A 13,126-nucleotide genomic window follows, 5' to 3' on the forward strand; every position below is an offset into this window, starting at 1 on the left:
GACGTCCGTCCGGCCACAGCAGAGGATAGAGGTAGTCATGGGACAGGTGCTGGACAACATCATGCAGTTCGCGGACGAGATCCGCGAGGGCGGCGTCGAGGGCGAGAAGCTCATGCGCCTGTCGGACGGCAACGCCAAGCGTCTGCGCGATTCCGGCGTCATCCGGATGCTGGCGCCCAAGGAGTTCGGTGGCCTCGAGGCGCACCCGCGCGAGTTCGCCGAGACCGCGATGGGCATCGGCGCCATCGACGGCTCCACCGGCTGGGTCTCCGGCATCGTCGGCGTGCACCCGTGGGAGATGGCCTTCTTCGACCCGAAGGTGCAGCAGGAGGTCTGGGGCGAGGACGTCGACACCTGGATCGCGTCGCCGTACGCGCCGATGGGCATCGCGGTGCCGGTCGACGGCGGCTACATCCTCAACGGCAAGTGGTCGTTCTCCACCGGCAACGACCACTGCAAGTGGGTCATGATCGGTGCCCTCGTGGGTAACGAGAAGGGTGTTCCCACCGGCAAGGTGCTGCATGTGCTGGTCCCCAAGTCGGACTACACCGTCGACCCCGAGAGCTGGGACGTCGTCGGCCTGCGCGGCACGGGTTCGAAGGATTTCACGGTCTCCGGCGCGTTCGTGCCCGAGTACCGCACCATCGACTCCGAGATCGTCATGAGCGGTAACGGCGCGAAGCACGCCGGCCGTGACGAGACGCTGTACAAGTTCCCGTTCTCCTGCATCTTCCCGCTCGGCATCACCTCATCGCTCATCGGCATGTGCGAGGGCGGCCTCGCCCTGTACATCAACGCGCAGAAGGAGCGCGTCGCGGTGACCGGCGTCCCGATCAAGAACGACCCCTACGTCCTCTACGCCATCGGCCAGGCCGCCGACGAGATCAACGCCTCGCGCGTGGCGATCCTCGAGACCGTGGACCGCTTCTGGGACAAGGCGGAGAAGGGCCAGGAGGTCACCTTCGAGGAGCGCTCGATCGGCCGCCGCACCCAGACCAACGCCGCGTGGCGCGCCGTGAGCGCGCTCGACGAGATCTTCGCCCGCGCCGGCGGCGGCGCGATGAAGGTCAAGCTGCCGCTGCAGCGCTTCTGGCGTGACGCGCACGTCGGCCTGACCCACGCGATCCACGTCCCCGGCTCGATCAACCACGCGTCGGCGCTGACCCAGCTCGGTGGCGAGCCCGAGGGCATCATGCGCTCGATGATCTAGTAGCCCAACCCTTCCGACTGCGGTCGACTCGACAACACTTGGTGGAGAACATGACTGACATCCGATCCCTCGGGTATCTGACAGTGCAGACGCAGGACGTGCCGCGCTGGCGCGAACTGGTCGTCGACGGCCTCGGCATGGCCGAGGGCAAGGGCCCGAATCCCGACGGGCTGTACCTGCGCGTGGACGAGCGCCGCTTCCGTCTGGCCGTGCTGCCCGGCGACGTCGACAAGGTGCTGACCATCGGCTGGGAGGTGCGCGACCAGTTCGCGCTCGCCCGCGTCCGTGAGGCGGTCGAGAAGGCGGGTGTGGAGGTTGAGGTCCTCTCCGACGCCGAGTCGACGCTGCGCAACGCCGAGCAGGTCATCAGCTTCAAGGACCCGGCCGGCACCACCGTCGAGGTGTTCTTCGGGCCGGTCCTCGACCACAGCCCGGTGGTCACCCCGCACGCCGGACGGTTCGTCACCGGCGAGGCCGGTTTCGGCCACGTCGTGCTGCCGACGCCGAACTTCGCGGCCGAGTACGCGTTCTACACCGAGGTGCTCGGCTTCCTGCCGCGCGGCGCCATCCGCATCGGCGGACCCGACGCCCCCGGCCCGGCGATGCGGGTGCGCTTCCTCGGCGTCAACCAGCGGCACCACAGCCTGGCGATCTGCCCGGCCCCGCCGACCGACGCGCCCGGCATGGTGCACCTGATGATGGAGGTCGACACGCTCGACGCCGTCGGCCAGGCGCTCGACCGGGTCCGCAAGCTCGGCTTCACGATCTCGTCCACCCTGGGCCGGCACACCAACGACAAGATGGTGTCGTTCTACGTGCGTGCCCCCGGCGGCTGGGACCTCGAGTTCGGTTGTGAGGGAATGAAGGTCGACGAGACCTACTACACGGCCGAGGAGATCACCGCGGACAGCTACTGGGGCCACGACTGGTCCGGCAGCGAGCCGCTGGCTGCGTTCACGCCCTCGCAGGCCTGAACCGGCCGCAGACGGAGAAACGGGGCGCGGCGACTGCTCACGAGGCAGTCGCCGCGCCCCGTTCGTGTCCGTGGACGTCGGTCCGGTCAGCCGAGGTGGCCGCTGATGTCGCCGGCGACCGGGTCGACGAAGCGGCGGGAGGCGAACCGCCAGCGGCCGTCGACGCGGTGGAACCGGTCGTGGTAGCGGACCAGGAAGATGGGCGCGATCGCGGCGCCGACGGGAAAGGCGCCGGGGGAGATCGCTCCGGGGGACTGGCTCTGCGGGGTGAATTGGAACACCGTCACATGCGAGCGCGCGGTGGCGGTCGCGTCGTCCTCGTGGACCTCGACGATCAGGTTGGTCGTGACGTGTCGGGTGCGGGGTGTGCCGTCGGGGTAGAGCCGGACCGCCTCGAAGTTCGTCCGCACCGCGTCGCCGCGCAGCACGCCGGTGCTGCCGTGCAACTCACCGTGTGCGAACAACTCCACCAGGCCGTCCCAGTCGCCGGAGTCGACCAGTTCGGCGTAGCGGTGGACCAGGTTCGTGATCTCGACGTGCGAGGGCTGGGCGTGCGAGGGCTGGGTCATGACCTTCTCCTGACTGGGTTGCTCGAGCGGCGCCGGATACGAAACAGCGCGGCCGGACCACCGGTGGTGGGTCCGACCGCGCTGCGATCATCGGGTATGGGACGCTCAGATCACTTGCGGCCCATCATCTTCTTGACGGCGTCCGACGCGGCCTTGACCATCTTGGCGCGCGGGAAGCCGGAACGCTTGACTGCGGCGTCGTAGTTGCCGCCGGCGATCCACACCGGACCGTCGGTCAGGTGCTCGAGACCCTCGCGGGCGGCGTCCTCGGCCTCCTGCACGATCATGCCGGGGATGTCGAAGTTCAGGCCGGCACGGACCATCGCCGGGGTGCGGGTCACGCCGAGGATCAGCTCGACCACGTCGACGCCGAACTCCTGCAGCTCGAGCCACAGGCCCTCGGCGAAGATGCGGCTGAACGCCTTCGACGCCGCGTAGATGCTCTGGTGCTCGGAGCCCATGAAGCCGGCCAGTGAGCCGAGCAGGATGATGCCGCCGCGGCCGCGCTCCTTCATCGCCGCGCCGAAGTGGTGCGCGAGCTCGAGCTGACGGGTGATGTTCAGCGTGATCACACCGCCGAAGCCGTCGAGATCGCCCGAGACGAACTCGTGGCCGTAGGTGTTCGCGCCGGCGTTGAAGATCAGCAGGCCGACCTCGATGTCGGCGGTGGCCGTGCGGATCTGGTCCATCGCGTCGTCGGCCAGCAGGTCCAGCGACAGTGTGCGGACCTCGACGCCGTGCGCGCGGACCTTGTCGGCGGTCTCCTCGAGCGGACCGGGCTTGCGGGCGATCAGGACGAGGTTCAGGCCGGCCTTCGCGAGCAGATCGGCGAAGCCTGCGCCGACGCCCTCGGAGCCGCCGGCGATGACCGCCCAGGGCCCGTACTTGTTGCTGTCGATCATCAATTTCCCCAGGTTCTTCGGAGTTCGTCGGGTGGTGTCGAGCTAGGAAAGGTCAGCGGGGGACGGCGCGGTCGTCCTCGGGGTCCTCGTCGACCACGAGGGTGCCGTCGAGGACCGCCTGCCGGATCGAATCGCGCAGATCCGGGCAGGTCGACGCGTGCACGTCGCCGCGCAGGTCCGAGTCGTTCTCGCGGAAGCGCACGCAGGACCGGTCGGCGCCGTCGGGCCACCGGATCGAGGTGTGCTCGTAGGAGAACTTCTCGACCAGCACCTCGGTGCCGCAGGTGCGGCACGCGAGCGGCCGCATCTGCGAGCGGTCCGAGGGGCGGGTGGTCACGAGAACAGCTTCGAGCCGACGCGGCCGGCGGCGATGTTCGCGTCGACCTCCTTGTGCCAGGCCTCGTTCGCGGAGGTGGTGTCGATCTCGAACTCGAAGCGGTCGACCATGTCCGGCTGCACGTCGGCGACGTCGACGTAGAACTGCTCGTACCACCGGCGCAGCTGGTAGACCGGGCCGTCCTGCTCGCACAGCAGCGGGTTGTCGATGCGCGTCTTGTTCTTCCAGATCGCGACGTCCTGCTCGAAGCCCTTGGTGATGAAGTCCATGTGGCTCTTGGCCATCTTCTCCGCGGCCTCGCCCTCGAGACCCGGGGTCTTCTTGACGATGGCGCCGTACATCAGTGTGAACTTGTCCGGCGAGATCGGGAAGTGGCAGTTGATCAGGTTCGACTCGAGAGTGAAGTTCTCGTAGACGTACTTGAGTTCGTCGATCATGAACGACGGTCCGTGGTATGCGGCGACCGAGCTGTTGCCGAGCAGCTTGGGCTTCTTGCCGTCCTTGACCGGGGGACGCACGTCCTCGCGGCCCTGGCCCTCGTAGTACTGGATCGCGGTGTGACCCTCGAAGATGTTCTTGAAGTACGTCGGGAACGAGTAGTGCACGTAGAAGAAGTGCGCCATGTCGACGACGTTGTCGACGATCTCGCGACAGTTGGTGTCGATGGTGATGGTGTTCCAGACCCAGTCGGTCCACTCCTCGCCGGGCTTGCGCATCACCGGGATGGTGACGTCGGCCGGCGGCGGGTTGCCCTCGGGATCGTGCCAGATGAACAGCAGCCCGTCTTGCTCCATCGTCACCCAGTTGCGGGTACGGGCACGCATCGGGACGCGCTTGGCGTAGGGGATCTGCTTGCAGCGGCCGTCGCCGCCCCAGCGCCAGTCGTGGAACGGGCACGCGATGGTGTCGCCCTTGATGGTGCCCTGCGACAGGTCGCCGCCCATGTGCCGGCAGTAGCCATCGAGGACCTTCAGCTCGCCGCTGCTGTCGGCCCACACGACCAGCTTCGTGTCGAACGCCTCGATCGAGTGCGGCTTGCCGTCGCGGTAGCCTGCCGACGGTCCGAGGCAGTGCCACCCGCGCGCGAAACGCGCAGGGGTCGCGCCGGAGTCGATGTACCGGATCTCGTCCTTCTCGGCCATTGAGGTCATTCCAGTTGTCCCTTCAACTGCGTCTGATCGGTCGAGGCGCCCCATTCCGATCACCGGATGCGGCCCTGGGAAGGGGGCACCGCTGATATGCCGCTCCTTCTGATTTTCTCGACGCTAGGCTGCTGGTGGTTCGTGTCGGTCAAGCGTCTCACTGTTCGAGACCGCGGGGTGGCGAACTCGATTGCGATGGTCCGATTGGTCTGCACGCCAGGTCGGCTGGTGATCGAGGGAGGGGTGAAATGGCGAGGTTGGCGGTGGCCCGGGAGGCCGCGGAACCGAGTTCGAAGCTGCAACGTCAAAAGTACGTCCGCATGCTCGACGCCGCCACGGATCTGGGCTCGCAGTACGAATTCGACCAGGTGCAGATGCTCGACGTGGCGAAGTCCGCCGGCGTCGCGATCGGCACGCTGTACCGCTACTTCCCGTCGAAGCACCACCTGTTCGTCGGCGTGCTGACCCGCCAGATCGATGCCATGGGCGACCGGCTCGCCCAGGTCGGCCGGCGCTGTGAGTCGCCGCTGGAGGCGACGGTGTTCGTCCTCGACCACGCCCTGCACCAGATGCTGCGGCGGCCGCGGCTGTCCATCTCGATGATCACCGCCGCGTACACGGCGCGCGCGGTCGGGACGGTTCCCGTCGACCGGATCGACGACTCGTTCCGTGACGTGCTGATCGCGGCCACCCGCCTCGATCCGCCGACCGATCTGGACCTGACCCTGCTGCGGCTGGTGGTGCAGCAGTGGTTCGCGATCGTCCAGTCCTGCCTGTACGGCGCGCTCGACGTCGAGCAGGCCGAGGCCGACACCGCGCTGGCCTGCCAGTTGCTGCTCGCGCGGCTGAGCACGGTGCGTGGCCTGACCCACTGAGCGGGACCGGGATTCCGGCGTGCCCCCGCCAATAATTCAGAATTGATTTCAAATCTGGGAGTCAGTCTGTCGGGTCTCCGGGCCCGATCCGGTCCACTGCAGGGAGATCTCATGCCTCAAGCCGTCATCGTCGACGCCGTTCGCACCCCGGTCGGCAAGCGCTACGGCGCGCTGTCCGGCCTGCACCCGGCCACGCTGCTGGGTACGCCGCTGCGGGCGCTGCTCGAGCGCAACGCGCTGGCGCCGGAGGAGATCGGCCAGCTCGTCGGAGGCTGTGTGACCCAGGCGGGGGAGCAGTCCAACAACGTCACCCGTCAGGCGTGGCTGCACGCCGGGCTTCCGTACACCACCGCGGCGACCACCATCGACTGCGCGTGCGGCTCCTCCCAGCAGGCCGTGCACATGGTCGCCGGACTGATCGCCTCCGGGCAGATCACCGCCGGCATCGGCTGCGGCGTCGAGTCGATGAGCCGGGTCTTCCTCGGCCAGGCCAACACCCCCGAGACCGGCAATCCGTACCCGGCCGACTGGGCCATCGACATGCCTGACCAGTTCGTCGCGGCCGAGCGGATCGCCGTCAACCGGGGCATCACCCGCGCGGACGTCGACGCGCTCGGTGCGCGCTCGCAGCAGCGGGCCGCCCAGGCGTGGGCCGAGGGCCGTTTCGACCGCGAGGTCGTGCCGGTGCAGGCGCCGATCATCGTCGACAAGCGCCCCACCGACGAGATCGGGACGGTCACCCGGGACCAGGGCCTGCGCGAGACGACCGTCGAGGGGCTGGCCAAGCTCAAGCCGGTCGCGCCCGAGGGCATCCACACCGCCGGCAACTCCTCGCAGATCAGTGACGGCGCCGCGGGTGTGCTGCTGATGAGCGAAGACCGCGCCCGCGAGCTCGGGCTGACCCCCCGCGCCCGGATCGTCGCGGCCGGCATGGTCGGGGCCGAGCCCTACTACCACCTCGACGGCCCCATCCAGGCGACCGAGGACGTGCTGCGGAAGGCGTCGATGAGCCTCGGCGACATCGACCTGGTGGAGATCAACGAGGCGTTCGCGTCGGTCGTGCTGTCCTGGGCACAGGTGCACAAGGCCGACATGGACAAGGTCAACGTCAACGGGGGCGCGATCGCGCTGGGTCACGCGGTCGGGTCCACCGGCGCGAAGCTGATCACCACCGCTCTGCACGAACTCGAGCGCACCGACAAGTCCACCGCGCTGGTCACCATGTGCGCCGGCGGCGCGCTGTCGACCGCCACCATCATCGAGCGCATCTAGGCGCGAAGCGCCCTGTGGCACCCACACTTCTAGCGAGGACGAGTTCATGACCATTGGATTGAGTGACGAAGCGCGCGAACTGCGTGATTCCGTGCGCAGCTGGGCGGCGCGCCACGCCACGCCGGCCGTGATCCGGGAGGCCGTCGAGGCCAAGCGGGAGGTCCGCCCGCAGTACTGGGATTCGCTCGCCGAACTGGGCATGCTCGGGCTGCACCTGCCCGAGGAGCACGGCGGCGTGGGCTACGGCCTGCTCGAGGCGGCCGTCGTGGTCGAGGAACTCGGCCGGGCGATGGTCCCCGGACCGTTCCTGCCGACGGTCGTCGTCTCGGCCGTGCTGGCCGAGGCCGGTCGCACCGCCGAGCTCGAGGGGCTGGCCGACGGCTCGCTGTCCGGCGCGGTGTCGCTGCAGCCAGGCGCGCTGACGGTGGCCCGCGACGGCGGCCGCGTGACGCTGTCCGGCACCGCCGGCCACGTGCTCGGCGGCCAGGTGGGCGACGTGTTCCTGCTGGCCGCGCGCGAAGGCGAGCAGCTCGTCTTCGTGGTCGTCGACCGCGACCGCCTCGAGGTCACCGACCTGCCCGGCTACGACGTGGTGCGGCGCAACGCCGAGGTGACCGTGGACGGTCTCGAGCTCGCCGAAGACGCCGTGCTGCAGCTGGATTCGCAGCGGGTGCTCGACATCGCCGCCACATTGTTCGCGGCCGAGGCGTCGGGACTGGCCGACTGGGCCACCACGACCGCCGCCGACTACGCGCGGGTGCGCCGCCAGTTCGGCCGCGTCATCGGACAGTTCCAGGGCGTCAAGCACAAGGTTGCGCGGATGCTCACGTTCGCCGAGCAGGCCCGTGTCACCGCCTGGGACGCCGCCCGCGCGCTCGTCGAGGACATCCCGGCCGACGAGTCGTCGCTCGCCGCCGCCGTCGCCGCGGCCGTCGCCCCCGAGATGGGCTTCCAGGTCACCAAGGACTGCATCCAGGTGCTCGGCGGCATCGGCTACACCTGGGAGCACGACGCGCACCTGTACATGCGCCGGGCGCAGTCGCTGCGCATCCTGCTCGGCTCCACCGCGTCGTGGAAGCGCCGCGTCGCGACGCTGACCATCGCCGGGGCGCGCCGCGAGCTCAGCGTCGAGCTGCCCGCCGAGGCCGAGCAGATCCGCGTCGACATCCGCGCCGAGCTCGAGCCCGCCCGGGCGCTCGAGGGCGCCGAGCGCAAGGCGTACCTGGCGGAGAAGGGCTACACCTCGCCGCACCTGCCCGCGCCGTGGGGCAAGAGCGCCGACGCCGTCACCCAGCTTGTCGTCGCCGAGGAGCTGCGTGCCGCCGAGCTCACCCCGCACGACATGATCATCGGCAACTGGGTGGTCCCGACGCTCATCGCGCACGGCAGCGCGGAGCAGGCGCAGCGGTTCCTGCCGGGCTCGCTGCGCGGCGACATCGTGTGGTGCCAGCTGTTCTCGGAGCCGGGCGCCGGCTCCGATCTGGCGAGCCTGTCCACCAAGGCCACCAAGGTCGACGGCGGATGGCGGCTGCAGGGCCAGAAGGTGTGGACGTCGATGGCCCGCGACGCGCACTGGGGCATCTGCCTGGCACGCACCGATGCGGATGTGCCCAAGCACAAGGGCCTGTCGTACTTCCTGATCGACATCAAGAACGGCAGTGTCGCCGGCGGGGGCCTGGATATTCGCCCGCTGCGCGAGATCACCGGCGAGGCGCTGTTCAACGAGGTCTTCATCGATGACCTGTTCGTGCCCGACGACTGCCTGGTCGGCAACCCCGGCGACGGCTGGAAGCTGGCCCGCACCACGCTGGCCAACGAGCGGGTGTCGATGACCGCGGGGTCGTCGCTCGGCGCGGGCGGCGAGGCGCTGGTCGAGCTCGCCGGCAAGCTGCCCGGCGGCGTCGACGACGAGCAGCTCACCGTGCTGGGCAAGGTGCTGTGCGACGCGCAGACCGGTGGGCTCATGGGCCTGCGCACGACCATCCGGTCGCTCGCCGGCGGCCAGCCCGGCGCCGAATCGTCGGTGGCGAAGCTGCTGGGCGTGGAGCACATCCAGCAGGTGTGGGAGGTCGCGATGGACTGGGCCGGCCCGTCGTCGCTGCTCGGCGAGCAGGACCGCCGCACCGCGACCCAGATGTTCCTGAACTCGCAGTGCATGTCGATCGCGGGCGGTACGACCAACGTGCAGCTCAACATCATCGGCGAGCGGATCCTCGGCCTGCCGCGCGATCCCGAGCCCGGCAAGTGAACTGACCCCCGGCGCGAGAAACGACCCCCGGCGCCACCGGTGTCGGGGGTCGGCGTCGCCGCCCGTCGTACCGAATCCGGCCGCCCCGGCCCGAAAGGAATCGTCAACATGCCGATCGATCTCAAGGCTGCGTTGTCGGCCGAACCGACTGTGCGCGAGGCCAACTGGACCGAGCGTGACGTGCTGCTGTATCACCTGGGCCTCGGTGCCGGGGTGGATGCGCTCGATCCCGCCGAGCTCGGCTGGGTGTACGAGAAGGGCCTCAAGGTCCTGCCGACCTTCGCGATGGTCGCCGGTCAGGGGGTCTCGGCCGGCGAGCTGCGGGCGCCGGGGATGAACATGCCGGGCATCGACATCGACCTGCGCAAGATCCTGCATGCCGGGCAGTCGCTGACGCTGCACGCGCCGATCCCGGCGTCCGGTTCGGCGCAGATCTCCTCGCGGGTCGCACACGTGTGGGACAAGGGCAAGGCCGCGGTGATCGTGCTGGAGCAGTCCGCCGCCGACCGCGACGGCAAGTCACTGTGGACGACCGCGATGCAGATCTGGGCCCGCGGCGAGGGCGGCTTCGGCGGCGAGGCGGGACCGGAGATGGGCGGCGCGATCCCGGACCGTGCGGCCGACACGGTGCTGGTCTCGGCGACCGACGCCCGGCAGGCGCTGCTGTATCGCCTCAGCGGGGACATGAACCCGCTGCACGCCGATCCCGAGTTCGCGAAGATGGCCGGCTTCGAGCGACCGATCCTGCACGGGCTCGCGTCGTTCGGGGTCGTGTGCAAGGCCGTGGTCGACGGACTGCTCGGCGGCGACCCGACGCGCGTGCGCGACTATTCGGTGCGTTTTGCCGGATCGATCTATCCGGGTGAGACGATCGAGACGTCCGTCTGGCAGGACGGGAACCGCCTCACACTGCAGGCGACCTGCCCGCAGCGCGACGGACAGCCCGTTCTCACCCACGCCACCATGGAGGTCGGATGACCACTCCCGCAGATACTTCCGGGGCCGGGATGCCGGCCGGCTCCGTGCCGTTGACCTCGGTGCCGCAGGACGCGCCGGTCGACCGCGCGACCGCCGCGGCCCGGCGGGTCGTCGAGGCACTGCTGCTGACCGACCGCGCCAACGCCAATCTCGAGCGCGTCGCGGAGGAGCTCAACGGCATCGCCGAGCACCTCGAACAGCACGCCCCCGCGGTTCGCGACCGGATGGTCGACATGTGGGGCGGCGAGGGCGTGACCCGGCACGATCCGGTCACCGGTCTGGAGAACGCGATCGCGCTGCCGCTGATCGTCTACGGACTGCCCGACGGCTCCGTGCGGGGGGAGACGACCGTGACCATCCCGTATCAGGGGCCGCCCGGATGCGTGCACGGCGGCGTGTCCGCGCTGCTGCTCGACCACACGCTCGGGGTCGCGAACATGTGGGCCGGCCGGGACGGTATGACCGCCCAGCTAAACGTGCGCTATCACCGCCCGACGCCGCTGTTCGAACCACTGCAGATCAACGGCCGGCAGGAATCGGTGGACGGACGCAAGATCCGCACCACCGGCGACATCCGCACCGCCGAGGGCGAGGTGTGCGTGTCGGTCGAGGGCTTGTTCGTCGACAAGAAGGTGCCGCGTCCGCGCTGACCAGCGGACGGTGACCCACGGATCGATCATCGGAGGTTCTCTCATGGGCAAGTTGGACGGCCGCGCGGCAATCGTGACCGGTGCCGGGATGGGTGTCGGCCGGGGGATCGCCGGCGCGTTCGCGCGTGAGGGCGCGAACGTGCTGGTCGCCGAGATCGACACGGAGGCAGGCGAGTCGACCGCGCAGTGGCTCCGTGAGCAATGGGGTGTGCAGGCGCGCTTCGTGCGCACCGACGTCGCCGACAGGACGCAGGTCGAGGCGATGGTCGACGCCGCCGCGGCCGAGTTCGGCCGGCTCGACATCCTGGTCAACAACGCCTGGCGCGGCCTCGGCTATGCGCGCCTGGAGAAGACGCCGGCGGAGAACATGCAGGCGGGCTTCGACATGGGTGTGATGGCCGCCTTCTGGGCGATGCAGCGCGCGTTCCCCGAGTTGGCGCAGCGCGGCACCGGCCGGGTGATCAACCTGTGCTCGCTCAACGGCGTCAACGCGCACATGTACTCGGTCGCGTACAACGCGGCCAAGGAGGCACTGCGCACGCTCACCCGCACCGCCGCCCGTGAGTGGGCGCCGAAGCAGGTGTGCTGCAACGTGATCTGCCCGGGCGCGGCGAGCGCCGCCTATCAGCGGGTGGCCGACGCGAACCCGCAGATGGCCGCGACGATGGCCGCGGCCAACCCGATGGGCCGCATCGGCGACCCGCTCGACGACATCGGCACCGTCGCGGCGTTCCTGGCCGGTGACGACTCGCGCTACCTCACCGGCAACACGCTGTTCGTCGACGGCGGGGCGCACATCAACGGGGTGCAGTGGGCCCCGGACGTCGACTGACCGCGCGCACCGGGTGGTCCTCGGACCAGTCGACGATCAGTTCGCGCCGCTGCACCCGCCACCGGCCGTCGTGTCGGGCGAAGGTGTCCTGGTAGCGGATGCGCAGCGCGTTGTCGCGCAGCGCATCCGCCTTGGCGTAGATGTGGTGGGCGGTGCAGTAGGTCTCGGCTGTGGCCCGGTCGGCTCGGTCGCGGTCACCGTCGGTGCCAGATTCTCCTACGGCCGGCTCGACGACGTGCTGGAGGACCTCGTGCCGGGTCAGCTCCAGGTGCTCCAGCGAGGTGAGGATGAGGTCGGCGATCGACCCGGCCCCGGTGACCTCGGCGGGCTCGCCCTTCGGCGTCGCGGAGGCGGGGCGGACCAGCGTCGCGTCCGGCGTGAACAGTCCGATCAGTCCGGCGCGGTCGCGGCGGTCCACGGCGGCCGCGTAGCGGTCGACCACGGCCCGAAGTGCGAGCAGATCGGCCGGCGGCAGCGGCTCGGCAGGCTGTAGGGGCTCGGCAGGCTGTAGGGGCATGTCGGTGCTCATCGGATCTCCTTGTCCGGCGGGAGGATTCGACCTCGCGTACTAGGCTCCTTCTCGGCGAGGATGTCGTCCCGCAATCGCTGCACCAGATCCTGCCCGTCCCTGCGGCCGCGCGGTCCGGCGGCCTCGGGTGCGGTCATCCGGTCGGCGTCGGAGCGGGTCCACTCGCGCACGGCCCACCGTTGCGCGATCGCCCACCGCCCGTCACGTCGTTCCATCAGGTCGACGAAGCGGGCGCCGCTGGTGAAATCCCCGCCGGCAGGATGGCCCCAGTGCACGTTCATCGAGTAGGTCTCGGCGATCGCGACGTCGCCGAACAGCTCCACCAGATGGTTGCCGACGTGATGCATGGTGCCGCCGAGGGTTTCGAGCTTCGGCCGCACCCAGGCGATGTAGTCGTCGACGCTGCCGTCGAAGCCGGTGTGATGGTCGATCGCGTCCGGGTGGTAACAGGACCGGACCAGGTCGAAGTCCAGCCGGTCGATGCCGCGGCAGTACCGCAGCACCACATCGTGGATCGCCTGACGGTCGAGCAACTCGCGTTGCATGTCGGATTCCGCTGTCACACAGCCTCCCTAGGGCCGACCCCGATCGGGCAGGTACGCAGAAGG

At 69.5% G+C, this 13,126-nt stretch carries 14 protein-coding genes; 8 read left to right on the forward strand and 6 right to left on the reverse strand.

Translation table 11 applies throughout. The features are described from left to right. Nucleotides 1–37: 37 nt before the first annotated feature. A complete protein-coding gene (locus G4X40_RS16165; RefSeq protein WP_277833910.1) occupies nucleotides 38–1,210 on the forward strand; it encodes an acyl-CoA dehydrogenase family protein in 1,173 nt (390 codons plus the stop codon). A 50-nt stretch (nucleotides 1,211–1,260) separates the two neighbouring features. After that, nucleotides 1,261–2,184: a biphenyl-2,3-diol 1,2-dioxygenase gene (gene bphC / locus G4X40_RS16170; RefSeq protein ID WP_277833912.1), complete on the forward strand. Its 924-nt coding sequence runs from the start codon at nucleotides 1,261–1,263 to the stop codon at nucleotides 2,182–2,184. A gap of 86 nt (nucleotides 2,185–2,270) precedes the next feature. On the opposite strand, the gene G4X40_RS16175 is transcribed toward bphC, so the two are convergent. From G4X40_RS16175 to G4X40_RS16190, 4 genes are all read right to left on the reverse strand, one after another. After that, nucleotides 2,271–2,753: a nuclear transport factor 2 family protein gene (locus tag G4X40_RS16175; RefSeq protein WP_277833913.1), complete on the reverse strand. Its 483-nt coding sequence runs from the start codon at nucleotides 2,751–2,753 to the stop codon at nucleotides 2,271–2,273. Nucleotides 2,754–2,863: 110 nt separating this feature from the next. Continuing rightward, nucleotides 2,864–3,655 (reverse strand): SDR family NAD(P)-dependent oxidoreductase, encoded by a 792-nt coding sequence (locus tag G4X40_RS16180; RefSeq protein ID WP_277833915.1) that lies wholly within the window; start codon nucleotides 3,653–3,655, stop codon nucleotides 2,864–2,866. 52 nt (nucleotides 3,656–3,707) lie between these two features. Beyond that, complete coding sequence (locus tag G4X40_RS16185) at nucleotides 3,708–3,992, reverse strand: hypothetical protein (RefSeq protein ID WP_277833916.1); 285 nt, start codon at nucleotides 3,990–3,992, stop codon at nucleotides 3,708–3,710. Continuing rightward, a complete protein-coding gene (locus G4X40_RS16190; RefSeq protein WP_277833917.1) occupies nucleotides 3,989–5,143 on the reverse strand; it encodes a Rieske 2Fe-2S domain-containing protein in 1,155 nt (384 codons plus the stop codon). Before G4X40_RS16190 ends, G4X40_RS16185 begins: the two co-directional genes overlap by 4 nt. A 239-nt stretch (nucleotides 5,144–5,382) precedes the next feature. Between G4X40_RS16190 and G4X40_RS16195 the strand changes: the two genes are divergently transcribed. From G4X40_RS16195 to G4X40_RS16220, 6 genes are all read left to right on the forward strand, one after another. Further along, nucleotides 5,383–6,009: a TetR family transcriptional regulator gene (locus tag G4X40_RS16195; protein WP_277833918.1), complete on the forward strand. Its 627-nt coding sequence runs from the start codon at nucleotides 5,383–5,385 to the stop codon at nucleotides 6,007–6,009. Nucleotides 6,010–6,120: 111 nt separating this feature from the next. Beyond that, entirely contained in the window at nucleotides 6,121–7,281 is a 1,161-nt protein-coding gene (locus G4X40_RS16200; RefSeq protein WP_277833920.1) for a steroid 3-ketoacyl-CoA thiolase, read from the forward strand. A gap of 46 nt (nucleotides 7,282–7,327) precedes the next feature. Continuing rightward, nucleotides 7,328–9,529 carry an acyl-CoA dehydrogenase gene (locus G4X40_RS16205; protein WP_277833922.1) on the forward strand — a complete coding sequence of 734 codons (2,202 nt, stop codon included), beginning with the start codon at nucleotides 7,328–7,330 and terminating at the stop codon, nucleotides 9,527–9,529. A gap of 108 nt (nucleotides 9,530–9,637) precedes the next feature. Continuing rightward, nucleotides 9,638–10,507 carry a MaoC/PaaZ C-terminal domain-containing protein gene (locus tag G4X40_RS16210; protein ID WP_277833923.1) on the forward strand — a complete coding sequence of 290 codons (870 nt, stop codon included), beginning with the start codon at nucleotides 9,638–9,640 and terminating at the stop codon, nucleotides 10,505–10,507. Then, a complete protein-coding gene (locus G4X40_RS16215; protein WP_277833924.1) occupies nucleotides 10,504–11,157 on the forward strand; it encodes a PaaI family thioesterase in 654 nt (217 codons plus the stop codon). The genes G4X40_RS16210 and G4X40_RS16215 overlap by 4 nt, the downstream gene beginning before the upstream one ends. Nucleotides 11,158–11,200: 43 nt before the next feature. Beyond that, entirely contained in the window at nucleotides 11,201–11,989 is a 789-nt protein-coding gene (locus G4X40_RS16220) for an SDR family NAD(P)-dependent oxidoreductase (RefSeq protein ID WP_277833925.1), read from the forward strand. Here the strand turns inward: G4X40_RS16220 and G4X40_RS16225 are convergent. Together G4X40_RS16225 and G4X40_RS16230 are read right to left on the reverse strand one after the other, a co-directional pair. Next, entirely contained in the window at nucleotides 11,955–12,518 is a 564-nt protein-coding gene (locus tag G4X40_RS16225) for a nuclear transport factor 2 family protein (RefSeq protein ID WP_277833927.1), read from the reverse strand. The two genes, G4X40_RS16220 and G4X40_RS16225, sit on opposite strands and share 35 nt — an antisense overlap. Further along, nucleotides 12,515–13,063, reverse strand: a complete 549-nt coding sequence (locus G4X40_RS16230) for a nuclear transport factor 2 family protein (RefSeq protein ID WP_277834174.1) — start codon at nucleotides 13,061–13,063, stop codon at nucleotides 12,515–12,517. The genes G4X40_RS16225 and G4X40_RS16230 overlap by 4 nt, the downstream gene beginning before the upstream one ends. Between the last annotated feature and the right edge of the window lie 63 nt (nucleotides 13,064–13,126).

This window comes from Speluncibacter jeojiensis (assembly GCF_029589495.1).
In the GTDB taxonomy this organism is placed as follows: Bacteria; Actinomycetota; Actinomycetes; order Mycobacteriales; family Mycobacteriaceae; genus Speluncibacter; species Speluncibacter jeojiensis.